Origin of the sequence: Mesorhizobium sp. M1348, assembly GCF_040317925.1 — a bacterium.
In the GTDB taxonomy this organism is placed as follows: Bacteria; Pseudomonadota; Alphaproteobacteria; order Rhizobiales; family Rhizobiaceae; genus Mesorhizobium.
This window is the reverse complement of the sequence record NZ_JAMYLH010000029.1, coordinates 37,471-63,633: the sequence shown is the minus strand read 5'-3', so window position 1 is coordinate 63,633 and position 26,163 is coordinate 37,471. Positions and strand designations below refer to the sequence as shown.

At 61.6% G+C, this 26,163-nt stretch carries 28 protein-coding genes and 1 pseudogene; 3 read left to right on the top strand and 26 right to left on the bottom strand.

The window, feature by feature from the left end:
- Positions 1-41 precede the first annotated feature (41 nt).
- The gene (locus tag NKH13_RS29620) at positions 42-842 is read left to right on the top strand and encodes an IclR family transcriptional regulator (protein WP_352719038.1); all 801 of its coding nucleotides are present in this window, start codon (positions 42-44) and stop codon (positions 840-842) included.
- 448 nt (positions 843-1,290) lie between these two features.
- Here the strand turns inward: NKH13_RS29620 and NKH13_RS29615 are convergent, their stop codons facing one another.
- The 17 genes and pseudogenes from NKH13_RS29615 to NKH13_RS29535 form a co-directional block, all read right to left on the bottom strand.
- The gene (locus NKH13_RS29615) at positions 1,291-2,112 is read right to left on the bottom strand and encodes an IclR family transcriptional regulator (RefSeq protein WP_352719039.1); all 822 of its coding nucleotides are present in this window, start codon (positions 2,110-2,112) and stop codon (positions 1,291-1,293) included.
- 57 nt (positions 2,113-2,169) lie between these two features.
- Positions 2,170-3,369 (bottom strand): annotated as a pseudogene (locus NKH13_RS29610) (aminotransferase class V-fold PLP-dependent enzyme).
- Positions 3,370-3,399: 30 nt separating this feature from the next.
- Complete coding sequence (locus tag NKH13_RS29605) at positions 3,400-3,891, bottom strand: RidA family protein (protein ID WP_352916282.1); 492 nt, start codon at positions 3,889-3,891, stop codon at positions 3,400-3,402.
- Positions 3,892-3,904: 13 nt separating this feature from the next.
- Positions 3,905-4,885, bottom strand: a complete 981-nt coding sequence (locus tag NKH13_RS29600) for an ABC transporter ATP-binding protein (protein ID WP_352719150.1) — start codon at positions 4,883-4,885, stop codon at positions 3,905-3,907.
- A gap of 8 nt (positions 4,886-4,893) precedes the next feature.
- Positions 4,894-5,913 (bottom strand): ABC transporter ATP-binding protein, encoded by a 1,020-nt coding sequence (locus NKH13_RS29595; protein WP_502909213.1) that lies wholly within the window; start codon positions 5,911-5,913, stop codon positions 4,894-4,896.
- On the bottom strand, positions 5,910-7,133 hold the full coding sequence (locus NKH13_RS29590; RefSeq protein ID WP_352719042.1) for an amidohydrolase/deacetylase family metallohydrolase: 1,224 nt from the start codon (positions 7,131-7,133) through the stop codon (positions 5,910-5,912). Before NKH13_RS29590 ends, NKH13_RS29595 begins: the two co-directional genes overlap by 4 nt.
- Positions 7,133-7,996 carry an ABC transporter permease gene (locus tag NKH13_RS29585; RefSeq protein WP_352916279.1) on the bottom strand — a complete coding sequence of 288 codons (864 nt, stop codon included), beginning with the start codon at positions 7,994-7,996 and terminating at the stop codon, positions 7,133-7,135. Before NKH13_RS29585 ends, NKH13_RS29590 begins: the two co-directional genes overlap by 1 nt.
- A complete protein-coding gene (locus NKH13_RS29580) occupies positions 7,996-8,937 on the bottom strand; it encodes an ABC transporter permease (RefSeq protein ID WP_352719044.1) in 942 nt (313 codons plus the stop codon). The genes NKH13_RS29585 and NKH13_RS29580 overlap by 1 nt, the downstream gene beginning before the upstream one ends.
- Before the next feature lie 105 nt (positions 8,938-9,042).
- Positions 9,043-10,581, bottom strand: coding sequence for an ABC transporter substrate-binding protein (locus tag NKH13_RS29575; protein WP_502909214.1), 1,539 nt, complete (start codon positions 10,579-10,581; stop codon positions 9,043-9,045).
- Between the two features lie 450 nt (positions 10,582-11,031).
- Positions 11,032-11,445 carry a type II toxin-antitoxin system VapC family toxin gene (locus NKH13_RS29570; protein ID WP_352916275.1) on the bottom strand — a complete coding sequence of 138 codons (414 nt, stop codon included), beginning with the start codon at positions 11,443-11,445 and terminating at the stop codon, positions 11,032-11,034.
- The gene (locus NKH13_RS29565) at positions 11,442-11,690 is read right to left on the bottom strand and encodes a type II toxin-antitoxin system VapB family antitoxin (RefSeq protein WP_352719046.1); all 249 of its coding nucleotides are present in this window, start codon (positions 11,688-11,690) and stop codon (positions 11,442-11,444) included. The genes NKH13_RS29570 and NKH13_RS29565 overlap by 4 nt, the downstream gene beginning before the upstream one ends.
- A gap of 469 nt (positions 11,691-12,159) precedes the next feature.
- Positions 12,160-13,449, bottom strand: a complete 1,290-nt coding sequence (locus NKH13_RS29560; protein ID WP_352719047.1) for an ABC transporter substrate-binding protein — start codon at positions 13,447-13,449, stop codon at positions 12,160-12,162.
- A 28-nt stretch (positions 13,450-13,477) separates the two neighbouring features.
- Positions 13,478-14,314 carry a carbohydrate ABC transporter permease gene (locus NKH13_RS29555; protein WP_352719048.1) on the bottom strand — a complete coding sequence of 279 codons (837 nt, stop codon included), beginning with the start codon at positions 14,312-14,314 and terminating at the stop codon, positions 13,478-13,480.
- Entirely contained in the window at positions 14,304-15,251 is a 948-nt protein-coding gene (locus NKH13_RS29550; RefSeq protein WP_352719049.1) for a carbohydrate ABC transporter permease, read from the bottom strand. Before NKH13_RS29550 ends, NKH13_RS29555 begins: the two co-directional genes overlap by 11 nt.
- Before the next feature lie 24 nt (positions 15,252-15,275).
- Complete coding sequence (locus tag NKH13_RS29545) at positions 15,276-16,139, bottom strand: TauD/TfdA dioxygenase family protein (protein ID WP_352719050.1); 864 nt, start codon at positions 16,137-16,139, stop codon at positions 15,276-15,278.
- Between the two features lie 111 nt (positions 16,140-16,250).
- Positions 16,251-16,955 carry a TetR/AcrR family transcriptional regulator gene (locus NKH13_RS29540; protein WP_352916269.1) on the bottom strand — a complete coding sequence of 235 codons (705 nt, stop codon included), beginning with the start codon at positions 16,953-16,955 and terminating at the stop codon, positions 16,251-16,253.
- A 280-nt stretch (positions 16,956-17,235) separates the two neighbouring features.
- On the bottom strand, positions 17,236-17,718 hold the full coding sequence (locus NKH13_RS29535; protein ID WP_352719052.1) for an Lrp/AsnC family transcriptional regulator: 483 nt from the start codon (positions 17,716-17,718) through the stop codon (positions 17,236-17,238).
- Positions 17,719-17,805: 87 nt separating this feature from the next.
- On the opposite strand from NKH13_RS29535, the gene NKH13_RS29530 reads away from it, so the two are divergent.
- Positions 17,806-18,879, top strand: coding sequence for a pyridoxal-phosphate dependent enzyme (locus NKH13_RS29530; protein WP_352916265.1), 1,074 nt, complete (start codon positions 17,806-17,808; stop codon positions 18,877-18,879).
- A 472-nt stretch (positions 18,880-19,351) separates the two neighbouring features.
- Positions 19,352-19,813: a glutathione S-transferase family protein gene (locus NKH13_RS29525; RefSeq protein ID WP_352719054.1), complete on the top strand. Its 462-nt coding sequence runs from the start codon at positions 19,352-19,354 to the stop codon at positions 19,811-19,813.
- Between the two features lie 9 nt (positions 19,814-19,822).
- Here the strand turns inward: NKH13_RS29525 and NKH13_RS29520 are convergent, their stop codons facing one another.
- The 9 genes from NKH13_RS29520 to sctQ form a co-directional block, all read right to left on the bottom strand.
- The gene (locus NKH13_RS29520) at positions 19,823-20,680 is read right to left on the bottom strand and encodes a protein-L-isoaspartate O-methyltransferase family protein (RefSeq protein ID WP_352719055.1); all 858 of its coding nucleotides are present in this window, start codon (positions 20,678-20,680) and stop codon (positions 19,823-19,825) included.
- Between the two features lie 131 nt (positions 20,681-20,811).
- Positions 20,812-21,132: an alpha/beta fold hydrolase family protein gene (locus NKH13_RS29515; RefSeq protein WP_352916261.1), complete on the bottom strand. Its 321-nt coding sequence runs from the start codon at positions 21,130-21,132 to the stop codon at positions 20,812-20,814.
- Between the two features lie 70 nt (positions 21,133-21,202).
- Complete coding sequence (locus NKH13_RS29510) at positions 21,203-21,640, bottom strand: TA system VapC family ribonuclease toxin (protein WP_352916260.1); 438 nt, start codon at positions 21,638-21,640, stop codon at positions 21,203-21,205.
- Complete coding sequence (locus NKH13_RS29505; protein WP_352569963.1) at positions 21,637-21,864, bottom strand: CopG family transcriptional regulator; 228 nt, start codon at positions 21,862-21,864, stop codon at positions 21,637-21,639. Before NKH13_RS29505 ends, NKH13_RS29510 begins: the two co-directional genes overlap by 4 nt.
- 608 nt (positions 21,865-22,472) lie before the next feature.
- Positions 22,473-23,315 (bottom strand): D-glutamate cyclase family protein, encoded by an 843-nt coding sequence (locus NKH13_RS29500; protein ID WP_352719058.1) that lies wholly within the window; start codon positions 23,313-23,315, stop codon positions 22,473-22,475.
- Between the two features lie 163 nt (positions 23,316-23,478).
- A complete protein-coding gene (gene sctT / locus NKH13_RS29495; RefSeq protein WP_352719060.1) occupies positions 23,479-24,294 on the bottom strand; it encodes a type III secretion system export apparatus subunit SctT in 816 nt (271 codons plus the stop codon).
- A gap of 9 nt (positions 24,295-24,303) precedes the next feature.
- Positions 24,304-24,573 (bottom strand): EscS/YscS/HrcS family type III secretion system export apparatus protein, encoded by a 270-nt coding sequence (locus tag NKH13_RS29490; protein WP_352719061.1) that lies wholly within the window; start codon positions 24,571-24,573, stop codon positions 24,304-24,306.
- 18 nt (positions 24,574-24,591) lie between these two features.
- Positions 24,592-25,245 (bottom strand): type III secretion system export apparatus subunit SctR, encoded by a 654-nt coding sequence (gene sctR, locus NKH13_RS29485; RefSeq protein WP_352719062.1) that lies wholly within the window; start codon positions 25,243-25,245, stop codon positions 24,592-24,594.
- Complete coding sequence (gene sctQ, locus NKH13_RS29480; protein WP_352916255.1) at positions 25,238-26,086, bottom strand: type III secretion system cytoplasmic ring protein SctQ; 849 nt, start codon at positions 26,084-26,086, stop codon at positions 25,238-25,240. The genes sctR and sctQ overlap by 8 nt, the downstream gene beginning before the upstream one ends.
- Positions 26,087-26,163 lie beyond the last annotated feature (77 nt).

Sequence of the window (26,163 nt, the reverse complement as noted above, 5' to 3'; positions counted from 1 at the left end):
GAGACGAGGGCCGAAATGATTTTTGCGCGGGTGCGGCCTACATGAGCGACGGCGTCTCTGGTCTAATTGAAACGGAAGCCGGCGCCGAGCCGCGCAATGGTGAACGGCGTCGCGGGATCGATCGCGTCATCATGCTACTCGAGGCCCTTCTGCGGCACCGCGCGCCGATGCGCGTCGGCGACATCGCCAAGATGATCGGCGCGCCGCGTTCAACCACTTATGAAATCGTCAACAGTCTGCTTGAAGCCGAAATGCTCGAAAATGTCGGAACGGAAGGCTACGTCTATTTCGGAAAGGCGATGCATCTGTTCGGCTGGGCCTACTCACATCATAACGCTCATTACCGGCGCATTATCGAAACCCTGGACAGACTAGCCGCGGAGACGGGCGAGACCGTCCAACTGTGTGGCCTGCGCGGGAACAAATACGTCGTCCTTGATTGCCGGGACTCTCCTGGCCCGTTTCGGATTTCAAGCGATGTCGGAGTCGAGGTGCCGATCCCGTGGACGGCGTCCGGAAGGCTGCTGCTCGGCCATATGAGCGAGCAGGAAATACGGGGCTTCATTCCGCCTGGCGACTACAAGCTTCCCGACGGCCGCGTCATTCCGCCAGCCGAGTTCTTCGGCGATGTCGCTCTGGCGCGCCAGCAAGGTTTCAGCGAGACCGCCGCTCTGGCCGACCGCTTCACCTGGTGCATGGCCGCGCCCATCCGCGACGGCAACGGCAGCATCAACAAGACCCTTTGCTTCGTGTTGCCCGTCGACACACCGGAAGCGCGGCGCAGCGAATTGCTTGCCCTACTATGCGAGCGCGCCAGTGGGTTGTCGTTGGCGGGAAGCTAGTAAACAATCGGCGCGCGAAGGTCAGGGATAGGCTCCGTTCGTTCAGCCGCAGCAGCGAAGCCGGAACCGGTACTCCGGTGAGTATGGTAAAGGCGGCAGCGCGCTCCCGCGACCAGCTTTCCCACAGCCCTTTGACGCAGTTAGGAAAGGCATTCTCGTCCAGGAGCGCTGTGAGACGCCCAGCGATTTAGACCTCAATTTCGCCGGCCCTCGAAACGCAGTAACGGTTTCGATCAAGTCACGCATTGCCTTCTGAATCGCCAGCTGCAATGCCTTTGGCAAGCCCTGTTTGAAGTTGGTCTAGTTGTTGCTCGCAGCGTGCCAGCACCGCAGAGTGCAGCGCGATGACACCGGTCACGGCAGTCCAATGGGATCATTTCTGGTTCGGTGAGCGGGATGTGCAAAAGCGCACCATCCCGCGATTTTACCAACTCGCGCCGGGCGTTCGTTATGGCCGGTCGGCTCGCCAACCGAGCCGCGACTCGATGCGGCGCGCACTGGTCTTGACCATCGTAATCAAATCCGGGTTTTTTTGCTTCAGCTTCACATCCGGGACGACGATCGAGATCGTGGCACGGCAGGCTCCTTGGTTGTCACGGATGGGAGCCGCAATGCAGGCAACTGAAAAGTCAGATTCTCCAGCCTGGATCGACAGCCCCTGCTCCAGTGCTGCGGCGGCCGCCCGAGCGAGCACATCCTCGTCCGTCTCGGCGCGTCCGGTCGGAGAGGCGATCGCGGATCGGGCGAAAATGGCGCGGCGTTCGGCTTCCGGCAAATGGCCGACGAGCAGCCGGCCCGACGCTGTCCAGTTCAGTGGCGTCCGGGTCCCGACGCGAGATGTAACCTGGAAATGATCTTTGCCCTCTTCCATCGCAAGCACGACCATATGGTCACCGTCACGGCCGCATAGCTGGATCGTCTCTTTCGAACTCTGGGCCAGTTCGTGCATCTCCTGCGTTGCCACGTTGAGCAGGTCCAACGTGCGAGCGTAGGTCAAGCCGTACTGATAAAGCCGCGGGCCCAGCCAGAGCAGGCCGCCGTCCTTGCGGTCCAGCAGTTCCTTTTCGACCAGATCGTCGACGATGACATAGATCGTCGACAGCGGGGCGCCGATGTCGTGCGCTATCTCATATGCGGTAGCTGGCCGACCCTGCTTTTGCAGATAGTCGAGTATCTGCAGCGCACGGTCGATACCGCTGGTGCGCGAGCGGCGGGGTTCCCGCGGGTCTTCAGCGGGGTTCAGGTGCAGGTCGGGCGCTATCGTGGACATGGCATTCTCGGTTTTGCGGGCACTGTAAGACAGCCGGGGCATTTACCACAGCCATCCTCAATCCGGCCAGTTGAGGATCGCAGCCTCGCGCGCCATGAGACGTTCGTGCCATGGTGTGGCGATGATCGCATTCGACTTGCGCGCGCCATCAAGCTCCTCGGCAAGCCGTGCCGCCACAACGAATTCTTCGTCGGGATGCAAGTTGCAGGGATCGAGGAAGAAATAGCCGTGCTCGACTTCATGATCGCGGACCACCACCGGCGGATTGCCGGCTGCCAGCCGGTCGGCCAGATCCCAGGCCGTAATGCGGGCTTCGCCGGCATCAACCGACACCTTCAAGCGATCGAGCGGATTGCTGGTCGGGTCGGGTACGATGGCGGTGGTGATGCCGGGCCGCCCCTCGAGCACCTCCGCCCAGCAGTCGAGCGCTCGGCGTTCGCGAGCACGGATACCGTCATGGTCACGCGTTTTCCAGGCCTGGAGAGCAGCGAGCGCACCGACGATGCCTTCCTTGCCGACTTTCATACCGCGCCCGATGCCCCGGTTCTGCAGATAGACGTCGCGCACCCGCGCCTTCGAGCCTGCGACGATACCGGATGTCGGGCCGCCCAGGAACTTATGACCCGAATACAGCACCAGATCGGCTCCGCTGGCGAGAAAGCCCGCCAGGTCGTATTCGGACGCTGCGTCGACGATGACCGGGACCTCGCGTGCATGGGCTGCTTCGACGAACATCTTCAGCGGGATTTGCCCATACTCGACGACATGGTGCGACACGACGTAGATTGCTGCAGCAGTGCGCTCGGTGATGGCGCCTGAGAGTTGATACGCCGAGGCGCTGGTCGCCTGACCGACCGGCACGACCTTGGCGCCGGCGAGGCGAATCGCCTGTTCGATCGGTGCGCCGTAGCTGACCATGTGGCCGGACTAGATGACGACCTCGTCTTTCAGTCCGGCAGTATCCGGCAGCCGTTCGATCGCGGCAAGGTCCGGGCCGGTCATGCTGGCCGCCACGGCCAGGCTGATTGCCGCGGAACAGGAGGCGGTGATGAAGCCGGCCTCCGCGCCCGTCAATTCGGCGGTCACGGCGCTGGCCTTGCGATGCAGATCGGCCATTTCGACAAACTCGGTGAGAATACCGGACACAGCCTCGACAGCCGCGGGAACGACAATAGAGGCGCCGAGCGAGGTCATCGTGCCCGAGACGTTGATGACGGGCCTGAGGCCCAACTGGCTGCGGATATCGTCGACAGGCATGGTTTTGTGCTCCGGCTATTCGTGATCCGATCAATCAATGGCGATGACGGCTTCGATTTCGACGCTGATTCTTCCCGGCAGTGATCCGTGGCCGACCGCAGAGCGGGCATGGGTGCCGCGATCGCCGAAAACATCGATGAGCAGGTCCGAGCAGCCGTTGATCACTGCGGGGTGGTCGGCGAAATCCGGCGTGGCGTTGACCATGCCGAACAGCTTCACCACACGCCGCACGCGGCGCAGATCGCCGAGCGCTGCGTGCATGACGGCAATGAGGTTGACACCGGTCAGCCGCGCATGGGCATAGGCCTGATCGACCGTCACGTCGGCACCGACCTTGCCCGTATAGACCCGGCCGTCGGCCTCACTCGGCCCTTGGCCGGACAGGAACAGCAGCTTGCCCTCCTGCACATATGTGACAAAATTGGCGATCGGCGGCGGCGCCTCGGGCAGCGTTATTCCAAGCGCCAAAAGCCGGTCGTAGGGCGTGCTTTCCGGTCGCTTCATGAGCTCGGAAAAAGTCATACGCAAACTCCAATCAGATCGTCTTTTCGTTGTGCCGGATGCAGGCCACGTGATGCCCGCCGCCGATGTCGTCGAGGGGCGGAATGATCCCGGCGCAGGCGGCAATTGCCTCCGGACAGCGGGTGCGGAAGACACAGCCGGAAGGCGGGTCAATCGGGCTTGGGATATCACCATGCAAGGCGACGTGGGTGCGTCGGCGGGTCGGGTCGGGTACGGGTGCCGTCGCCAGCAATGCCCTGGTGTATGGGTGCCGCGGCGCGGCGTAGAGAAGACGGCTCGGACCACGCTCCATGACGCGACCGAGATACATCACCACCACTTCGTCGCAAAGGTATTCGACCACCGAGAGGTCATGCGCGATGAACAGCAGCGTCAAGCCGAGTCGCTTTTGCAATTCACCGAGCAAGTTGAGCACCTGCGCCTGCACCGACACGTCAAGCGCCGAGACCGGCTCGTCGGCGACGACGAATTCCGGCTCGACGGCGAGCGCGCGCGCAATGCCGATGCGCTGGCGCTGGCCGCCCGAGAATTCGTGCGGGTAGCGCGTGGCGTGATCAGGCGACAGGCCGACCAGGGTCAGCAGTTCGGCGACCCTGTCGGCACGCCGCTTGCCTCGCGGAAAGCCGCGCGCGTCGAGTGCCTCGCCGATGATGGCGGCGATGCGCATGCGCGGGTTGAGGCTGGAGAATGGATCCTGGAACACGATCTGCAGCTTTTGCCGGTAGCTGCGCATTTCACGTGCGGACAGCGAAAAGAGATCGACGCCGTCGAACAGCGCCTTGCCTCTGGTCGGCTCCACCAGCCTGAGGATGGCGCGCCCGGCGGTGGTCTTGCCGGAGCCGGACTCGCCGACCAGCCCGACCGTCGAGCCGCGCCTGATGTCGAAGCTGACATCCTCGACAGCATGAATGACGCGACCGTTGCGGGCGGGAAAGTGCTTTGTCAGACCCTGCACGCTGAGCAATGGCGCAGTCTCCGCACGACCGGCTATCATCGGGGCGCTCACAGCTCTGCACTCCTGATGCAACGGGAAGCGCCGTGCAGTCCTGCCGGCATCAATGGCGGCGGTGCCGCCCGACAGGGCGCAATGGCGAAGTCACAGCGCGGCTCGAAGGCGCAACCCGGCGGCAGCGCAGTGATCGGCGGCACGCTGCCGGGAATGGAATAGAGCGCCCGGCGCTTGCCGTCGTCACCGATGTCGCGCGCGGCATTGGGCGTGCAGGCCAGCAGCCCCCTCGTGTAGGGATGGCGCTGGTGCGCAAACAGGTCGTTGACCGGTGCCTGCTCGACGACACGGCCGCCATACATGACGACGACATTATGGGCGATCTCGGCGACGACACCGAGATTGTGGGTGATGAAAAGGATCGACATGCCCATCTCGACCTGCAGGCGACGCAAGAGATCGAGGATCTGCGCCTGGATCGTGACGTCGAGGGCCGTAGTCGGCTCGTCGGCGATCAGCAGCGACGGACTGCAGGCGAGTGCCATGGCGATCATGACGCGCTGGCGCATGCCGCCGGACATCTGGTGCGGATAGTCGTCGAGCCGCGAGACGGCGTCCGGAATCTCGACATGCTTCAGCATGGCGAGCGCACGGCTGCGCGCTTGCTGCCGGTTCACCGGCTCGTGCAGCCCGATCATTTCGCCGATCTGGTCGCCGACCGTGAAGAGCGGGTTGAGGCTGGTCATCGGCTCCTGGAAAATCATCGCGATTTCCCGGCCGCGGACCTTGCGGAATTCCTTCTGGGTAAATCCGGCGAGGTCGTGGACATGCTCTTGCCGGTCGCGGAACAATATCTGGCCGCCGGCGATCCTTCCGGGCCGTGACAGCAGGCCCATGATCGACAGGCTGGTCACCGACTTGCCGGAACCGGATTCTCCCACCACGGCCAGCGTCTTGCCGTGCTTCAGGTCGAAGGTGACGCCATCGACCGCCTTGGCGGTAAGACGGCGGGTCTGAAACCAGGTCCGCAAGTCCCGAACCGACAGGATGACGTCGCTGGCGATCGCGCCGCTCATGATTTCCACCCGCAATGCGGACAAGCGTGCACACCGCCCGCGGACCCTTCCGCCGGCATGTGGCGGTGGGCGACGATCGCCTCGGCACCGAGGACAGCGTAGCGCGGCTCGAACAGCCGGTGCAGCGTGCTTGTCGCCCCTTGCGAATCCTTCACGGTGAGGTCGGCGTCGACGAGGTCGAACAGAGTGAATTCCGCCGGCCTGCCCTTTTCCAGCAGCCCGTCGGCGGGCAACCGGATGGCGCGGCGCGGCGCCGTCGTCGAGGCCGTCACCACATCCTCGAATGCCATGCCGAGCGACAACAGCTTCGACATGGTGGTTGCCATATCCCACACCGCGCCGTCGAGCGAGCGGTTGTGCAGATCGGTCGAGATCGTGTTCGGTGGCAGACCGCGCTCGAGCGCCGCCTTGGCGACATCGAAGGAGAACGAGGCGCCGCCGTGGCCGACATCAAGCACAACGCCGCGCTGCGCCGCATCCTCGGCGAGCCGATAAAGATCATCGTCCTCGATGATCGAGCCGCCAGCCTTGCCATTGAAGCAATGAGTGACGATGTCGCCTTCGCTCAGCAGGCCGAGAACGTCGTCATAGAGTGGTGGCGGCTCACCAACGTGCACCATCAGCGGCAGCTTGAGGATGCGGCCGAGCTTCTTCGCCAGCCGGACCGGCGTCAGATCCCAGCCGCCGGTAATGACGTGGCTGGCACGCACCTTCAGTCCGACGATGACGTCGCGGTTGGCCTCGACGGTGGCAATGGTGCGGTCGATGTCGATCGAGCGCATGTCGGTCAGCTCGCTGACACGGTTGCAGGCGACGAGACCGATCGAACCTATGTTCAGGAACGCGTATATATTCTCTCGCGCCGACTCTATGATGAACTCGCGAAAACCGTGGAAATTGGCTTCGCCGGCCGAGCCGGCATCGACCATCGTGGTGACGCCTCGGGCGGCGCCACATTGCTGCGGCCGCAGCGAAATGTCGGTGCCGCCGTACCAGACATGCACGTGAAGATCGGTCCAGCCGGGCGACAGGAACGCGCCATTGGCGTCAAGCATCTCCACATCGTCACCAACGGCGATCGTTGAGCCAGTTTCGGCGATACGGCCATCCTTGCCGATCAGCACGTCGACTGTCTGGCCAAATCCACCGCCGAAGCCGACTGGTTTTGCGCCCTTGATCAACAGCGGCCTTTCGGTTTGGGAAGAGCGATTGCCGAACATCAGATGTCCTTTGCCAGACGAGGGTCGAGAAGGTCGCGCAAACCGTCGCCGACGAGCTGCAGCGACAGCACCGTGACGACGATGGCGCCGCCCGGAAACATCATGATCCAGCCGGCCTGATCCATATATTGGCGGCCGGTGGCGATCATTGTGCCCCAGGTCGGGATGTCGGGCGATATGCCAAGGCCGAGGAAGGACAGACCGGCCTCGGCCAGGATGGCGTTGGCGAAGATGAAGGTTGCCTGCACCAGCAATGGAGAGGTGACGTTGCGCAATACGTGCCGCACCAGGATAACCGGCGTCGGCACGCCGAGTGCGCGGGCCGCCTCGACATAGGGGAGTTCGCGAATGACCAGCGTCGAGGCGCGCACGACGCGTGCGAGCCGCGGCGCATAAACCACGCCGAGGGCGACCACGACATTGAAAGCGGTGGCGCCTAGTGCCGCCACGAGCGCAATTGCGAGCAATATGTCGGGAAAAGCCATCATGGCGTCGATCAACCGCGACACCGGCGCGTCGAGCCTTCTGAAGAAGCCGGAAGTCAGCCCCAAAACGACGCCGATGATCGAGGCGAAGATCACGACAGCAAAGCCGACCGTCAGCGAAGTGCGCGCGGCGTAAAGCATGCGGGTAAAGATATCGCGCCCGAGATCGTCGGTGCCGAACAAGTGGTCGAGGCTCGGCGGATGCAGGCGACTGGCAATGGAGAGCTTGGTCGGTGCGTAGGGGGCGATGACTGGCGCGAGGATCGTGGCGAGCACGATGGCGATCAGTGCGGCGATGCCCACCGCCGCCGTCGGCCGGGTCATCAGCCGCGAAAGGATATTTGGCTCTGCCTGGAGCGGCACCGAGATAGCGGCCATCAGTAGCGAACCCTCGGATCGACAGCCAGATAGAGCATGTCGATGGCGAAATTGACCAAGACGTACAGCCCGGCAATGACCAGCAGCGCGCCTTGGATAACCGGATAGTCGCGCCGCAACACCGCCGAGACGACCAAGCTGCCGACGCCGGGCAGGCCGAACACCGTCTCGGTCACCACCGCACCGGAGATGAGCAGTGCCGCGGTCAGGCCGATGACGGTGAGGATGGGGATCAAGGCATTTCTGAAGGCATGCTTCAGCACCACACGCCATTCGCTCATGCCTTTGGACCGGGCGGTCCGCACATAGTCATCATTGAGCACGTCGAGCATCGAGGCGCGAGTGAAGCGGGTGATCAGTGCCGAGCTTATGAGACCGAGCGCCAGCGCCGGCAGCACCAGATGGTCAAGCCGCTCGGCAAACGAAGCTCCCGGCCCGCCATAGCCAGATGTGTCGAACCAGCCGAGCTTCACGGCGAAGAACTGAATGAACAAAAGGCCGAGCCAGAAGCTCGGCACGCTGGCCGCGAACATGGCAATGGTGGTTGCCGCCTGATCGAAGATAGAGCCACGCTTATAGGCCGACATGATTCCGACCGGCAACGCGATGAGCGTCGCGATCACCAGGGAGAAGACGGTGAGAAAAAAGGTCGGTTCGGCGCGTTGGGCGAGCGCGGTCGTGACCGGCTCGCCCAGGAAGATCGACTGGCCGAAGTCGCCTCGGACGACATCGAGAACGTAGCGCCCGAACTGTTCGAGGATGGAACCGTCGAGTCCGAGCTTGGACCGCAGCGCGGCTATATCGGCGGCCGTGGCGTCTGGACCCAGCATGACTGCCGCTGGATCGCCGGGCGTCACCCGTACGATGACGAACACGATGGTGACGACCAGCGCCATGACGACGATCATGCCGAAAAGTCTGTTGAGGATTGAGCGCAGCATCGGCCATCTCCGAGCAATCATCGAACGGTTTGCCGGGCGCCGGCTTTGTCGGCCGGCACCCGGCCGCCTATCCTTGGGTTGAGGCGGAAGGTGGGAGGAGCCGTCTCAGTTGCCTTCCAGATAGGCGTTCCAGAAATAGGGCCATGGCGCCGGCGTCACGCCCTTCAGCTTGGGGGCCTGGGCGGCCAAGGCGTTGAAGTCGCCGACCTTGAACGCTGGAACCTCGTCGTAGATCGCCTTCTGGACATCTGCGAACAGCGTGACGCGCTTGGCCGGATCGGCTTCGGCGTTGAACGCCTCAAGCACCTGGTGCTTGCGATCCGAAACCCACCAACCCGGCGAGGAGTCCGACATTATGCCGGTCAGCGACGGCTCGGGCAGGAACGGACTGTGAGTAATGTAGATGTCCCACAGCGCCGGATCGGTGCGGTTCTTGGTCAGCGTTGCCCATTCGACCACATCGAGTTGGACCTGGAAGCCGGCGGCTTTCAGATACTCGGCCGCGACCTGCGCCATCTTGTAGTGGAACTCGTACTGGCGGCTGGTGAGGATGCGCAAAGGCTTGCCGTCATAGCCGGCTTCCTTCAGCAGCGCCGCAGCCGCTTCAGTGTCGCCATCGGGCTTGTAGGGCTCGGTGCCGGCGTCCGTATGCCAGGCAAAGCCTTCGGGATACATGTCGCCGTCGGCTGCGAAGAAGTCCTTCGATCCGAATGCGGCGAGCAGCATGTCGTTCGGCGCCAGCGCCGCTTGTATCGCCTTACGGATGCGAATGTCGGAATTCAGCCCCTGCTTGGTATTCAGGACGAATACCGGCCAACCGAACGGCTTCAAGATGACCGGCTGGGTCTTGCCACTCGAGATCTTGTCAAAGGACTCGACCGGCAGCGAGTCAACATAGGCGAACTGGCCGGAGACAGCGCCTTCGACGCGCGTGTTCGCATCGGGAACCGGCACGAAACGGATTTCGTTGAGATACTGTTTTCTGGCGCCACCATAGCCGTTGGGTTCGCCGTCGCGCGACTTGTAGCCGTCGAACCGGGCAAGCTGGATGTACTGGTCGGGTTTGCGTTCCTTCAACATATAGGGGCCGGTACCGACGAAGCTGGTCAGCGGCTCCTGTCCCACGTTTTCCGACGGGATGATGATCGCGGCGGCATTGTTCAGCGACAGCAGCGACAGAAGCGGCGCGAATGGCTTTTTCAGGGTGATCTTGATGGTGTTGTCGTCAACGGCGTCGACCGCGGCGATGACTTCGGCTGCCTGCTTGCCGCGCGTGGCAATCTTCATCCAGCGCTGCAGCGAAGCGACCACGTCGGCCGAATTCATGTCGCTGCCGTCATGGAACTTTACACCGGTTCTGAGCGGGATGGTGTAGGTAAGGCCATCCGGCGAAATCTGTGGCATGTCGGCGGCCAACAGCGGCGTAATGCCCCAATCCTTGTCGAAGGTATAGAGCGTCTCGTAGATGTGCTGCGTGACGATGCCAACCAGATCGGCGGTCGAGGCCATTGGATCGAGCGTCGGCGGCTCCCCAATGGTCGCCACGTCGATCACTCCACCTTTAGCAGGCTCGGCCCAGGCAGCGCCTGTCGCCGGCAGCATAAGCGCGGCGAGCGAAGCGGCGATTTGCAAGAAACGCTTCATCTTGGTTCCCTTCGCTGTATTCCATAGTAATGGAATTTGTATCCTAGTTACGGATCAAGTAAACGCACCTGACTTGGCAAGGTCAAGCTTTTTCGTCCAGCGGACGTCGCGAAGGTTGGGAGTCGTTGATGATGCTCGTGCGCCAAGGCGTGGCTCGTCGTCCGGTCCAAGGGCCGGCATCACACTGTCGTCCAGCGATCGGAAAAACCTCAGGTACATGGTGGGACAGAATGAAGCAAAGGAGCCGAAGGATACTACGCACCCCCACCCAGACCCGCTGGCATCAGCGCTTGATGGGATTGATAAGTGCAAACGCAGCTCGGCCACCTCTCAGCAGCGCCGGCGCGACCGTTTCCGGGTCAATCTCACCAAGGCATCAGGGCTTCAGGGTTAAGGGGTCGAAAATGCCCCTCCCTGCCCCGATGCTGAACGAAGCCTACTTCCGAGGTGTCAAAACTCCCAAGGAGAGATCAGATCGAGGCCGGTCTTGTCGAAGTCGCTCAAGTTGCGCGTCGCAAGGCGGCCTCCGTTAACACGCGCTATCGCGGCGATCATGCCGTCGGGCGCGGACATACCCAGACCTTGGCGTGCAGCAGTTCCCATAATTTCCCCGTAGGCCAATGCGGCTTCCTCAGTCAGCCCGAAGATGCGGCCGGCGAAACGACGGCGCCAATCGGACAAGCCTTGCTCCAGTCGCTCGGCACGCTGATCGGGTCGAATTTTTTGAATGCCGAAGGAAATCTCGGCGATTGTCACAGTCGGAAGCGCCAGTTCAGCATCATGGCGAACCAGCCATGCGATAACGGCAGCGCTAGGCGCCTTTTTCAAAGTTTCAGAAACCACATTGGTGTCGAGAAAGATCAAAGCTCAGGTCCTACATGAACCCGCTGATCGTTTCGGATCACCGCTTCAAGGTCGATATCGGTGCCGTAAACAGCCGCGATGCGCGCGTAAAACATCGACGCAGGTTCGCGACCTGCCTCCCGCGCTTCGTAGGATTCCAGAGCACGTTCGACGATGTCTGCAATCGAACGATTTTCGCGACGGGCAAGCCGGTGCGCAAGGTCTCGCGCTCTGGCACTTCTTACGGAAAGTTGAGGCTCTGCCATGTGGATCTCCTTTTCCGCAGATATAGCGCGGCAACTTTACGCCATCAAGATGGCAGGCGATGGCTTGCCATCTTGATGGCATTCGAAGAGTCGACTTGATGCGCGCGCATCATCATGCCTGAAAACGCGCAAGGAATATGGTGCGTTGCTTACGCGGGTCGATCGCGCGCTGTAAGCAGCGCGAATGGGTGGTATCAGCAACCTGGAGATCGTCTCGCTGCATTCCACAGGGAGAATAACAACGATACTATATCCGCGTGCTCATCCCCGCCCGACCGTGGCGCCCGATCATTCATCCTCTTGCCACCAGCACACTGCTAAGCAGTCCAGAGCTCACGCCACCGAACGCTCGGCCAATGGACATCGCCTCACCCGAGCCTCACCCGACGACAAGTTTACGACGGCGCTGATCCTCGCCGATGAGCCGCCTGGTAAGTACCAGGCGACATGGCCATGTCGGTCCATACGATTACGCTGGCATCAGCGGCTTGACGCGATCGACAACGGCGGCGACCGCTTCCTTCGGGCTCTTGCGACCGAGGACGGCGAGCTGAACTTCCTCGAGAAACGTCGACTGAGCGCGAGCGGCTTCGGGAAAAGCCGGGAAGGCTGGTCTCGCCTTGGCAAGGGCGGCAGCCTCGACCTTCGCCTGCGGCTGCGACCCTGCGAACGACGGCTCGGCATAGGTCGAGGCGCGGACGGGGCCATTGCCGTTGCGCGCCATGTCGAGTGTGGCCGCCTTGCTCGCTACGAAGCGTATGTAGCTCCAGGAGAGCTTCTTGTCCGCCGAATTGGCGGGAATGGCCATCGCCCAGGATTCGACGACCGGATGCATTTCCTGACCGCTGCCGAGGGTCTTGGAGCCGGGGAACTCGATCGCCTTGATCATTCCTGGCGCCGTCGACTGTTCCTTGTTGTTGAGCTGCGCGTAGCGGGCGAAAGGCAGCACCGCGAAGGCTGCGCGTCCCTGCTGCATCCAAGTCACCATGTCGTCGTTGCGCGTCGTGGCGTAGCTGCGGGGGAGCGCCCCGGCCTTGAAGAGGTCGGCGAGCACGGACAGGCCTTTTTCCATCGCCTCCGGATCGGGAACTACGTGGAACTGCTTGTCGATGAAATCGCCGCCAAAGGCGCGGGCGAACATGACCGGGAAGACGGCGAGGTCGCTCGCAAGAATCATGCCGACGACCGGCGTACCGGACTTGGAGGTGAAGGTAAGCTTCTTCGCCTGCTCGACCAGCTCCTCCAGCGTGTCCGGTGGCGCCGAAATGCCGGCCTCCTGAAGCAGCTCCTCGTTGTAGAAAAGTCCCTGCGTGGCATGGCGCACCGGGATGCCGACGAGCTTGCCGCCGACCGTCATCGACTGGCGCAGGCCCTCGGCAATATCGTCGAAATCCTCGATCGGCTCGGTTTTCCGGAGGTCGTCGAGCGGCTCGAAGAGCGAGGCGATCTGCGACGTCATGCGGTTGTCGATGACATAGCCGACGTTGAAATCGGTCTCGCTCAGGCTCGCCTCCCGGAATAGCCGGTCCTGGAGCGGATTGCTGTCGAGCGTCGTCCAGGAGATCTGGGCGTTGTTCTTGTCCTCCCAAGGCTTGATGACATTGCCGGCGGCGCCGGTCGTCAGGTTGGCTTGGTGGACGCGATGGCAAAGCACGTTCAGCGTCTTTACCTGAGCATGGGCCAACCGACCCAATGCGCCCGTCACGCCGGCGGCCATCGCGGTCGTCAGCAGGGCTCTGCGTGTCATGTGCAAAGGCATTGTCTTCCTCCCTTTCTCGGTGACGTCATCACCCCTTGGTCGCGCCGGCGGTCAACCCGGCAACAAGAAACCGGTTCATCAGGACCACGAAGACGAGAACCGGCAGCAATTGGACGGTAGAGGCTGCAAAGAGCACGCCCCAGTCGACGCCATCGATCGAGCTGATCATCTCTGAAAGGACCAGAGGCGCGGTCTTGGCGTGGTTGGCGGTGAAGATATAGGCGAACAAAAACTCGTTCCACGCGAAGACGACGACGAAGACGGCGACGGCGAGCATGCCGGGCGCAACGAGCGGCAAGATGATCTTCACAAGGATCGTCAGCGGCCCCGCGCCGTCGAGGACAGCCGCCTCGTCGAGTTCGCGCGGCACCTGATCGATGAACGTCCGCATCAAAAGCGTACCGAGCGAGACGAAGAAGGTCGCGTAAAGCAGGATCAGCACAAGATGGGTGTCGTTGAGCCCGAGCCGATTGACGACCGGGAACAGAGGCAGCGTCACGACGATCGGCGGGATCAGCCGCGATCCGATCAGAAACATCACCGATCCTTCCAGGAAACGGACGCCACGATAGCGTGAGTAGGCGAAACCAGCGAGCAAACTTGCCATGACGGCAAGCGCCGTTGCCCCGGTGGTGATGATCAGGCTGTTGACGAGCCCGTCGAAAAAGCCCGGCCAGCGCTGCCACAGCGAGGCGTAGTGCTCGAAGGTCGGGTCGAAGAAGAGCTTTGGTGGAACCGCGAAAATCTCGCGACCGGGTTTGAACGACGAGAGCACGATGAAGCCGATCGGAAACAGCGACCAGACGACGATCGTCACAACAGCGAGCGTCTTTCCGGCACCGATGGCGAGACGCTTAGAACGCATTGGCCACGGATTCCTTGCGCAGCCGCCATACATAGCCAGTCGCAAGCAGCAGCGAGATGACGACCATCATCCACGCCGTCGCGGCCGCCGTGCCGAACGAGTTGTAGCGGAAACCTTCCTGGTAGAGATAAACGGAAACGACCTCGGTCGTGCGCGCCGGGCCGCCCTGGGTCAGGAGCCAGACCTCGGAAAAGAGGCGGAAGGCGAAGATATAGCGGAAGAGCAGCGCAATCAGCATGGCTGGCGCCAGAAGCGGTAGCGTGATGTTGCGGAAGAGCTGGAACGCGTTGGCCCCGTCGGTGCGCCCAGCCTCATAGAGCTCCTTCGGAACCGCGAGCCGTGCCGCATAGAGGATGATGAATGTGAATGGCAGGTGCAGCCAGATTGTCAGCAGGCCGACGAGGATGAGGCCGTGGGAAGGGATGAACGTCCAGTCGAGCGTCGGCAGCCCGGTGTATCGCAGCATCAGCGTGATCGGCCCGACGTCTGGATCGAACAGAAAGCGCCACATTGCGACCGCCGTCACCTCGCTGATCGCGTAGGGAGCGAGCACCACGACGAGCATGACACGCTGGAAGGGAAGCCCGGAGGCGAAAAGCAGAGCCAGGCCGAGGCCGAGCAGCAGTTCGATATGAACCGCCACGGCGACGACGAGGACGGTGTTCCAGATCGAACCCCAAAAATAGGGATCGGTGAGGACGCGGATATAGTTGTCGAGCCCAACGAAGGTTGCCGATTGGCCGAATGAAGAGGCCTCGAAACTCAGCCACAGGACGAAGATGGAGGGCAGCACGATGACCCCCAGCACCAGGAGGTGCACGGGCGTCGCATAGAGATAGGCAGGCGAAAGCGCGAAGCGCCGCCTCTTGGTCTCGCCAGCCGCTTCCGCCGCCCCTTCCCCCCTGTGGCCGACGGACGCCTCGGAACCAAATGCCATTGCTCCTCCCTGAGCGGTTGCGCGTCAGCCGTCCCTGGCGGCAAGTGGAACGGTGCCCTCCACCGTCGTTCGGTACATCACCCGGCGATATCCGGGATAATCGTTGATGGCAGTGTGCAGGACGTGAGGATTGTTCCACATGCCGAGCGTCTTCGGTTCCCAACGCAGCCTGCAGTTGAACTCGGGCCGGACAGCCCGCGCCATCAGGAAGTCGATCATCGGCTTGCTTTCTTCCTCCGTCATTCCCTTAAAATTGGTCATCACGCTGCTGACGAAGACATAGCGCCGGCCAGTCTCGGGGTGCCGACAGATCACAGGGTGCTCGACGATAGCATTCTCGATCGCCTCGACATCGGCCTTGACGCCGAGCCGGCTATGGGCCGCGTTGATGGCGAAGACCCCGCGGCCGCTATGGACGCCCGTCAGCCCTTGCAGGATTTCGACCAGCCGCGGCGAAAGCGAGTCGTACGCCTTCTCTAGGCTGGAGAAGCAGGTGTCGCCGCCGACCGGCGGCACCTCTTCGCCATAGAGGATCGTAATGCCTGGCGGCTTTGGTAGCCAGGCGAGGTCCATGTGCCAGTCCTCGCCGATCACCTTGCCTGTGTCGTCCGGCTCGCGCACAAAGCGCACGATGTCGTCGAAGCCGTCGATCGGCGTGTGCACCGGATTGCCGCTAAATGGCCCGAACCGGCGCGCGACCTTGTGGACGCCAGCGGCGTCAAGCTCCTGATCGCGCACGGCGAGCGCATGGTACTTGTAGAGCGCGCGGCGAACGTCTTCGAAAGCATCCTCGCTCGCGCTCGCCAGATCGATCCCGCGGATTTCTGCACCGAGCGCTCCAGTGAAGGGGCTGACCTCGAAACGGGTGAATTCGTCATCGCGTAGCACGTGATCCTCCCTTGTACGCGCCTCGTCGCCGCCACGGGCTGACTTACCTGCAAGTAAGTAACCTGGAGACTAACATCTGTCAACTCGCCCCCGCTTTGATCCACTGGATGTCTAGCCTCGACGCGAGCCCTTCCCCGCATCCTGCCAAGCTGCGCGGATGATCGCCGCCAGTGCTGCGAAGGTCCTAGCGACCTCGTCGAAGCTTCCGGTGTCCTGCGTCATCGGTGGACAGGACAGAAGGGTAATGCGCAGCATGTGGACGAGTTCGTCCCTGAGCGTCTCGGGAGAAAGTTCTCCATCCTTCACAGCCTGGTCCACCGCATGGCGTAGGCTCTGTTCATAGACCCGGTTGACACGCTCCAGCGCATGTTCGGCTGGTTCGCCGAGAACCGGGAGGTCGTGGCGAAGGCGCGAAAGCGGGCTCCACATATTGCGGGCTCCCGTCTCAGCGTTGAAACGTTCATAGAAGCGGCGCAGGTCCTCGAGCTGCATATCGAGCCGGTCGAAGAACCGGGCGTCGGGCGTCGTCCAGAAGCGCTTGATCCGGGCCTCGGCGTTGGCGGCGAAGTCCGCGATCAATTCCTCCATCAATTGACGCTTGTTGCCGAAGTGATGGTGGATGTTAGCCCGCGTCGTGCCGATCGCGATCGCTATATCGCCGAAGCTGAAACCGTCGTGGCCGCGCAGGACATAGAACTCGGCAGCGACCTCTTTGATTCTGCTGCGGGTGGAGTACGCCTCGTCACCGGGAGGTCCTGAAGTGCTGGCTCTCATATCCCTTCCAAAATCCATGCGGCTCGCCATCGCGACAATCAAAAACATGCTGCAACCGCCCGCCGGTCGGCACAGACAGCGTTGCTACCATACAATGTCATGGGATGTACCCGTCGTACATGGATCTTCTTCTACGCTCAGGTGGGACTAATTTGCGCCAGGTGCAGACATTTCGCGACGCATCTCGGCAGCAGCCATTGGCTCGGTGGGGCGGGTAAGTAGATACAGGAACGGGCGTATCGAACTTCAAACCGGGTTCGCGCCCTTGACTGATATTCCGGGTCAAAGCAGGGCAAATCGGCTTGCCGGCGACACGCCGCAATCAGGCAGTGGATAGCGGCTGCGCATCCACTGCGCCGACCACCTCCCGCATTGTCACGATGGTGCGGAACGCCTTCACGTTCGAATCGGTGTGGAAGACTTCGCGCGCGAAGACTTCGTAAGCCTCCATCCCTGGCAGTTGCAGGAGGAGCACGAAATCGGTTTCACCGGTGACATACCAGGCCTGACGAACCTCCGAGCGCCCACGAAGCTTGCCGATGAAGGCGTCCAACTCGACAGCGCTCTCCCGTTCCAACGAAACGAGCACATGAACGGTTAGCGGCAGGCCCACGGCCGCCGGGCGAACGACGGCGATGTCTGCTGCGATCACGCCATCCTTCCGCAGCCGGCGCAGGCGGCGCAGAACCGCGCTCTGGGAAAGCCCGACCTGCTCGGCGAGACGCCTCGCCGGGGTCTGGTTATCGCGCTGAACCAGCGACAGCAGCACATGGTCGAAGCGATCGAGGGCGGCAGTTTTCGTCATGAGGACAGGCATCTATGACGAAATCAGGCAGGTGGGCAACGACAATAGGCGCCAACCGGCGTGGTTTCCGGGATAGAAATTCGCCTCATGACCACAGAAACACGGCCGGGCCTTGACCCAGATCACATTGCGGCGCTGTTACAGCGCCTGTCGCCATTTTATGCACCGACACCGCTGCTCGACCTACCGAACCTGGCTGCGAACCTGGATGTGACCCAGGTGCTTGCTAAGAACGAGGGCCACCGTGCCCTGGGCAGCTTCAAGTCCCTCGGCGGCACTTATGCCGGTCTGTGCGCTCTGGCCCGGGCTACCGGGATGGATATCGATGAATTGCTCGCTCCAGCGCGGGCCAGGACGTCCCTGCCGGCGTTAATCACGGCCAGCGCGGGCAATCACGGACTTGCCGTTGCGGCGGCGGCGAAGTTTGCCGGTGGGAGGGCAAGAATATACCTCTACACGGGCGTTCCTGCGACGCGGGTCCGGCGCATCGAGTCACAAGGGGCCGAAATCGTGTGGGTCGACGGCACCTACGACGATGCCGTGGACCGGGCCTCCGCAGCGGCCCGAGCCGGAGAAGGCATTCTGGTGGCCGACACCTCGACAGACCCGGACGATCTAGCTGTTGCAGATGTCGTGGCCGGCTATGGCGTGCTTGCTGCGGAAATCCGCCGCCAGGTCGACGAGGTCGGCCATCTGAGGCCAACCCACCTTTTCGTCCAGGCCGGTGTCGGTGGACTTGCCGCCGCCCTGACGGCAGGGCTGAAAGACTGGTTGATGCCTCCATCCATGATCGTCGTGGTCGAGCCGGAGGCCGCGGCCTGCGTCGCGGCCGCGCTGTCGCGAGGACGGTCCGTCCGGATATCCGGCGATCTCAAAACGTCGGCGGACATGCTCGCCTGTGGCGAAGCGGCCGCATCGGCGCTCGAGGTGCTCCGCCAAGGCGACGCTCGCGTCATAACCGTCTCCGAAGCAGCGCTTGCCGACGCGGTGAACCGGATTCGCGAGGCAAACGGTCCCGGCACAACCCCGTCGGGTGCCGCCGGCCTCGCCGGTCTTGCCACAGCCGTCGCAGCTTCCGGCCTGTCGCAGGAGCTTGCGCTCGATGGATCGAGCCGGGTGCTGATCATCGTGACCGAGACCGAACTGGAGAAGGACGCATGACGATGGCGCCGGACCGGGAACCATTTGAGAGAAAGTGCGGCTGGGCCGCGAACTGCCTGCCTGCCCGCGTTCCGGATTCGAGGGAGGACGCACCACCGCATCAGTCGCGGCGAAGTTGCGGAATTCGGATTCGATGAGATTGCGGAGGGGGTCGCCGCCATCGTGGGAACATCCCGTCGCGGCGCTGGAGCATGGCAAAAGCCCGTGGCCAATTCCGTCGCACCATTTCTGTTGCGAAAAACCTCACTCCGGAACGAACCGGCCAGTACTGACCTAGTGAAAGAACGAGAATGAGCGGTACCTCAACACAGAACGGGTCCATGAAACTCGTTTACCAGACCCACTCCCCTTACGCGCGCAAGGTTCTGGTCTTCGCCCACGAGGCCGGGCTTGCCGGACGTCTGCGCGTCATTCATCAGGAGACGAGCCCCATCAATCGCAACGATGATGTGTTTGCAATCCGCTTGGCAAGGTGCCCGCTCTCGTTCTCAACGACGGCTATACGATCTTCGATTCGAGCGTAATCTGCGGCTATCTCGACGATCTCGAAAGCAGTCGTCGGCTCATCCCCGAAAAAGGGCGAGCAAAATGGTCCGCCTTGCGTCTCCAGGCGCTCGCCGGCGGAATGTGCGACGCAGGCATTTCCATCCGCTGGGAAAACGAGCGTCGCCCTGAACATCTGCGTTATCCTGCCTTGGGCGCAGGCATGGCGATGAAGCTCATCGAATCCTATAACTTCGTGGAACGCGAGGTCGAATTCGACGCGCCGCTCCATGTCGGCCACATCGCGCTCGCCACTTGTCTAAGCTGGCTGGAATTCCGGGGATTGCCGGACTTCTTGCAGGGGAGGCCACGACTGACACAATGGTACAGATCCTTCGTGGAACGCCCTTCAATGCGTGCCACACCCTACGACGGTGACACGCGAGATTGATATCGATCTCTAGGCTTTCGAAATCCAGTATGCGTCCGTTACTAGCCAAGCGTTCTCAAGGCCATTTGCTGGTCGGCCCCGATGGTATTGCGCCAGACCAGTGACCTTGCCTCGCGCAGCTCTGAGGGCGGCCATCAACGCCTTTTCTTCGTCCCTGCGCCTAGCTCCGCTGCAGGGGTAAAACCCGCATGGCATAAGTGATCTTACAGGAAACGTACAGCCAGCTCTTTCCAGAAGCATCATGAAACCTCGTTGGTCTTCACCTGTGAACGGCAGCGCCATCCGACCGGTGTCGGACAAATTCGAAAGCCACCGTTCCGGCACGTGCGTCACTCCGGCAAAGGCCGCGACCACATCGAGGTCTGGCAGATCAACTGCCTGCGTTGCATCACCGGACATCACTTCGACATGGACGTAATGAGCAAGATTGCTTTGCGCGCGCCGGGCGAGTTCTTCATCGATCTCATAGGCGATCACGCGTCCTTCAGAACCCGTCAGTTCAGCGAGGATGGCGGTGAAATAGCCGACACCGGCGCCCACCTGAAGGACGGTCTGGCCGGGAGCGATGTTCAGATGGTCGAAAACCAATGCCCAAAGCGACGGCAGGCCGCTGTTTAGTCCGCGCTTTTCGTCAAGTGAGACCAGAACGTCGTGGTAAATCTCATGAAGTGCGGCTGAAGGGCTGGTATGGACCGCCCCGATCTGCAATCTCGAATGGATACGCCATGGCCCGTTGCCGACGTGGTGTTCGCGCGGAACCTTTGCGAAGGCTTCGACGACCGCAGGATTGTGCAAAACAGGTGATGAGACACGCAGGTCTTCGGCAAACCATCGGCGCGCTTCACTAGCATCGATTCTTGTCGGCATGGAATATCGGCTCCGGATCGCACGTACTCAATTATCGTTTCAGAAAACCGAACGGCGGCAAAGGGTCCCCTATCCCGCTTTCGTCATGGGCGTCGGACGGTGTGCAAGGTTCGACTGGGCAGAGCCCCGCCTCATATCAAGGCGCGGACACCGGCGGCAACCTCGGCCAAGTCGTCATTGAGCTGGTGATCGCGACCGTCGAGCCGATGTACGATCGCGCCGGGTATTGCTTTCTCATAAAGATCGATATGCGCAAACGGCGCAGTGTCGTCCTTGCTGCCGTGATAGAGGTAGATTGGCGTCGTTGTAGGCAGTCGCGCGCCGAGCTCGGTTGTTGGCCTGATGTCTTCACTCGGCCAACCGCCAGCGCCGGCAAAGGGCGCTCCGATGAGAAATAGGCCGGCAAGCTTCCGGCTCGGCGGTGCCTCTGCGAGGGCGTTGATCAGAAACATTCTGCGCGCTGCACCTATCTCAAACCGCGGCGGTTCGACGATGCAGAACAGACAGAAAGAGCCCGGCGGTCTACCCTGTGGGAATCAGGTGCAGTGCAGACTTCCCGCCCTTCACGGCCGCCGCCGACAGCTTGCGGTCAAAGCTTGCAAGCTGGCCGCCACGCGCCTTGGCGAGCGCGAGAAGATAGGTATCAGTGACCTGTGCCGATGTCAGGATTTTCGCTGCATCGATGTCGCCAGAGCCAACCAGGCTCACATCGTCGGGCCAGAAGCTGTGCCCGTGCAGAGTCCGCAACTTGGTAACGATTTGCGCAACGACGGCGGGCGAGCCGGGACAATTGGGATATCTTTGGTTGCCGACGATGCGCAGGACGCCGTTTTCAGTGATGGGACACGTAGCCCATGCGGCGTTACCGGTCACTTCGAACCAGCCATGCGCGTCGTCATGAGCGACGTGAGCAGGATCGATCAGCGCGATCAGCACATTGACATCGAGCAGGAACGTCACGGCAGTTCGTCTCGCAAGGCGTTGACCGTCTCAAGCGTGACAGGAGGTGCATCCGGCCGAGGCGACAGAAGAGGAATCCCGTTGCGCTCGCCGCCGGCTTGAGGCCGGCGCAGCGAGCGCCGAGCGAGATCGGTGATGACCTCGCCGAGGCTGCGATCCTGCTGCCGGGCCATGGCCTTGGCCGCGACCAGGACATCGTCATCGATCGCCAGTGTGGTTCTCATATCGCCCTCCTTGGTGCGCATCAAACATCACGCATCATATAGAGCAGCAACGTCGGATGCTCAAGCGGTGCGAATACCCGGCGGACTTTGCGTGGAACACGTGCGGGGTCTGCTGGCTACAGCCCCGTGCATCTGTTCAGGTTGATGGTTCATCGGTGGGAAGGGACCGAGCCATACCACGGGCTGTCCTCAAAAGAGGACGACCAGGATCCTCTCGGTCTCCTTCCCACTTCAACCATAGCACCGGAACAACACACAGGATCCGGCGCTCAGTTACAGGTTCCCGCACCAGCTCTCAGGCGGGATTAGTTCCGGAACCTTATACCGCTACCGAAGGTTGATGTACTGAGCTGGGCCGGCGAATAAGCCAGAAGCCCCAGCCAGAGCGGCAGATAAAATGAATGAGCTCAATCAAGTACAGTCCGAAATCATCACCGCTGACCTACTGTTCGCGAGAGTCATGCACGACTATGACTACCAAGCTTCGAGGCGCAGTCAGCGCTCTCGCGAAAGGCCGTGGTGGGGTCCGCTGTCAGAGGCCATCCCGTCCGCCCTGCTGTCGAGGTGCTTCGGCGCGTTGGATCAGGCAAGCTCTGACTTGAGCACGATCATTGCAAGCTCGCGCCAAGCGCGACATTAGGCCAAGGCAGCGCCCGTGCGTCCACGTCGGTGATCAGCATATGGCCCGGCGACACTGTGATCGAGATCGCGAGTTCGGCACGAGCAAGAGCGTCTTGGGCGGTCAGGCTGCTGGCCCAGAATACAGGCACCTCCTCTTCCAAGACTTCGACAGCATCGCCCCAGTCGGGAGCCATCAAATTTCGGACCCCGATCATCGTAGGCTCTCCGACATGGATGGGAGACCCGTGCGCATGGGGAAAACGCGCGGTGAGCGCGCGAACCTTGTCGACGTCGCTATACCTTATCGGGCGCATTGAGACGACCATTTCACCACCGAACGGTCCGACTTGAGACGTCTCGATCTTGGTGCGGAATTTGGGGGCGGTTTTTCCACGGCCGATGCGCCGGAATTTCACGCCCTTTTCGATAAGTGCGGCCTCGACGGTGAGCGAACTGCCGAGCGCGAAAGCCGCAAAGTCATCTCGCCACAGGTCGATGATGTCTGTGGTCTGCCGGATCATCTCGCCGAAGTAATAGATGCTGTACTGTGGCGCATCGGTACGGATATCGATATCGCCCAGCGCTGGCAGCAATGGGCTGCCCGCACGGCTCACGCCCACCAAAGGGCAGGGTTTCGGATTGCGGACGCAAAACTGATGGAAATCGGCGGCAAAGCTGCGGGGCACAATCACGACGTTGGCCTGGAGCTTGCCGCGCGCAAGCCCTCCTGTACGGCCTTCATAGGCACCCATCCTGACGAGCCTGCGTAGCCTGTCCGCATCGACCATTCGCAAATCCTCGTAGATCAATGAAGTGATCGGGCGAGCCATGGCTTCCAGCGGATATGCACGTTTCAGAGACACGTCGAGAGCGCGTAAGATCATCGGCGGATTGGTCAGTTGTCAAATCATCAGAATCTTTCCTCATCGATAAATCGTATTTATTGGCCGGCGAAGGATGGCGCTTATTATTAGCTTTTGCTCATATTTGTTCTCATTGACAGCTGCGGCAGCCGATCGCTTCTATCTGTCGGCTCGCCTCGTGCAGGAAGCCAAGATCCCGGTTCATGTAAAAGAGCAGGAAAGCCGCATAGAGTACAAAGACAAGGCTGAAGACCAGCGTCTTGACGATCAGCGACAGTGCAAAAACATTCAGGTGCGGAGAGGCCCGCGCCAGGAAAGCCAGCACAATGTCGGACAGGAGCATGCTGATAATGAGCGGGAAGACGAGGTTCAGCGCCATCGCCAGGATGCGATTCAGCAGACCGAGAAATATGCCCGCAGCATCCTTGCTGAATACAGGCAGAAGCTGGTCGATCGGCCACAGGCCGTAGCTCTCGTAGAGACTGGTCAGGGAAAGCTGCAGACCTCCGGCGGCCAGGTAGACCGTGACCATGATGACAGCGAGTAAGGTGCCGGTGGCACTCGTCTCATGCGTCATCATCGGGTCAATCAGCGTCCCCATCGTGGAGCCGCGCTGCAGGTCCAGGACATCGCCAGCAGCCTCCGCTGCCCAGAACGGTATACCCATCGTGAGCCCGAGCGTCACGCCGACCACCACCTCCTTGAGGATGTACACCACGATCATCGTGGTCGTGATGTCGGTGTTGGTCAGCGTACTCACGATCATCGGAAAGACCGGAACCACCAGCGCCAGCGCCACGCCGTTGCGCAGAAGACCTGATAACGGCACACGCGAAAAAAGCGGCATCAGAAGCATGAAACCGGTCATGCGAGCGAGCGCGAATGCGCCTGCCAGAAGATAGACCTGAAGCTCTTTGACGGACGCGAAGAGTGGTTCGACCGGCATCCGCGTGCCTCAACGCGTGACGACGGGAAATTCGTCCAGCGCCGTCGAGGCCTGTTGCGCGATCTGTTGTCCAAGCAAAGGACCGAAGACGATGATGACCAGCAGGATCACGACCAGCTTGATCGTCTGCGGCAGCGACTGGTCCTGAATTTGCGTCAGCGCCTGGGCAAGGCCGACGAGGATGCCGACCGCCAGCGCCGCAATGATCGCCGGGCTGGATGCGAACAGCACCGTCAGAAGTGCACTTTGGACCTTTGCCAGGATGAAGTCATTGCTCATGCAACCCTCCCATCGGCGTCAGCCGTAACTCAGGATGAGGCCATGCATCAGCCGCGACCAGCCATCTATGGCAACGAAAAGGAACAGTTTCAGAGGAATTGATATGAGGACCGGCGAGACCATGATCATGCCGAGCGTCATCAGGATATTGGCAACAACGATATCGATGATGAGGAAAGGAAGATAAAGCAGGAAGCCGATCTCGAAGGCACGGGTTAGCTCGGACGCGACAAAGGCCGGAACAAGGATCGAGAGATCGTCGTCCTTCAGGTTTTGCCGCGCCTGTTCCGGCCACAGGCGGCTGGTTCCATCGAGAAAGAACTGCCGCTCTTGCGGCTGGGTGAACTTCATGAGGTGTCGCTGCAATGGTTCCCTGACCAGTTGCGCCGCTCTGGCGAGGTCGTCCGTGGTCTGGAACTGAATCTGCCCTTCCTGAAGTCGGCCCGACATTTCGCTCAGCAACGGGGTCGTGACATAGACCGTGAGCACAAGCGCTATGCCGTATAGCACCAGATTAGGTGGCATCTGCTGGACGCCGAGCGCGTTGCGGATGAGAAACAGCACGACCGAGATCTTCAAGAATCCCGTCATCGTGACGACCGCCAGAGGCAGCAACCCGACAAAGCCGACGGCGATCAGAATCCCAAGGAGATTGGGCGAATTCTCAAGCATTATCGAACATACGCACGATCCGCACGCCCAGGCTTTCCCCGATCCGCACGATCTCACCGCGGCCGACACGTTTGCCGTTGGCGATGATGTCGACAATCGCCTCCGTCACATTGGCGAGCGGAACAATAGTGCCGGGCGCAAGCTGCTTCACCTCCCCGAGAGGCATTGCCGTGCGGCCGATCTCGAAGGCAAGCGCGACCGGCAACTCGTCCAGGGTCGATTCTTCCAAAGTCTGGCCGGCTGGCGGCGGCGTGTTCTGGTTCATGGTCCACTCCCAATTCGATCCGGCGATAGCCCTCGGCGCGGCAAGCAATTGCGGCCCGGCGGCCGTTAGGGCGACCGGCGCATAAAGGCGCTCGGCAATGATGAGTGCCGCATTTCGTTCTTCCGCCTCGTTCCTGAAAAGCACCACGTCGTCAGCCTGGAGGCTTTTAAGCTCGCCAAGGGTTACTTTGAGTGCGCCACGCCGAAGGCAGATCAGCAGAGGAAATTCGGCCGGGATCGGCGGTCTGGCCTTAGCGATCTCGTCCAAAAGACGGCCGATCCGCACCGCCAGGCCGGCGTCATTCGTGTTCAAGACGCAGTCAATCGTTTCCTGACTGCCGGTCAGGACAAAAGCCAACGGGGTCTCGCCCGAAATGGAAACGGCATCTGCTTGTGTGACCGAGGTGAGCGTGATGCTCCCGCCCAGTTTGGCCTCGACCCGTTCGAGATCCTCTTCAAACGTGGATTCCAGCAGCAGTGCGGCGTGAGCTGGGGCCAGCCGCTTCATGTCGACCAGTTCGTCTGCCCTGGCGAAGCCCCGTTCGACCACAGAAAGCGGCAGGCGCAATTTGCCCATCATGTCTCCGACGGAGAACGCAATGGTGCACCACCGCTGGTCGGCAGGGCTCGGCGCCGGCCAGACGGCGGCAATCG